We start from the raw sequence: 515 nt of genomic DNA on the forward strand, positions 1-515 counted from the left end.
TGAACTGCACCCCAATTGTTAGACAACATCTAACAATTGGAGGTGCAGTTTTTTTGACTAAATATACGATAGACGAAAAATCAAATGCAGTTTTAGAGTACTTAGAAGGGAAAAAATCCTATAAATCCATTGCTCAAGAAAGAAATGTAGGTTTATCCCCTCTGAAAAGATGGGTCGCTCGCTATCTAAAACATGGGATGGAAGGACTTGTTTCATCCTATACAAATTACACTTTGCACTTTAAACTAGAAGTACTTAAATATATGAACGAATATGGGGCATCGATCAACGAGACCGCTGTACACTATAACCTTCCTTCCGATTCTACACTTTTGAATTGGGCAAATCAGTTTAAGGAAGGAGGTATAGACGCCCTTAAACCAAAGATAAAGGGGCGTCTATCCATGAAAAAAGAAACTAAGAAAAAATCGCCAGCTAATGGCTCTCAAGAAGCACTTCTTGCCGAATTAGAATACTTACGTGCAGAGAATGCCTATCTAAAAAAGTTGAATGCC

At 37.7% G+C, this 515-nt stretch carries 1 protein-coding gene; it reads left to right on the forward strand.

Features of this window, described 5'->3' with window-relative positions; all coding sequences use genetic code 11:
- Positions 1-53: 53 nt before the first annotated feature.
- Positions 54-515: transposase (locus Q8G36_RS28600; RefSeq protein ID WP_305275336.1), on the forward strand; the 462-nt coding region annotated here is incomplete at its 3' end.

Source organism: Peribacillus frigoritolerans, assembly GCF_030676415.1.
In the GTDB taxonomy this organism is placed as follows: Bacteria; Bacillota; Bacilli; order Bacillales; family DSM-1321; genus Peribacillus; species Peribacillus frigoritolerans_A.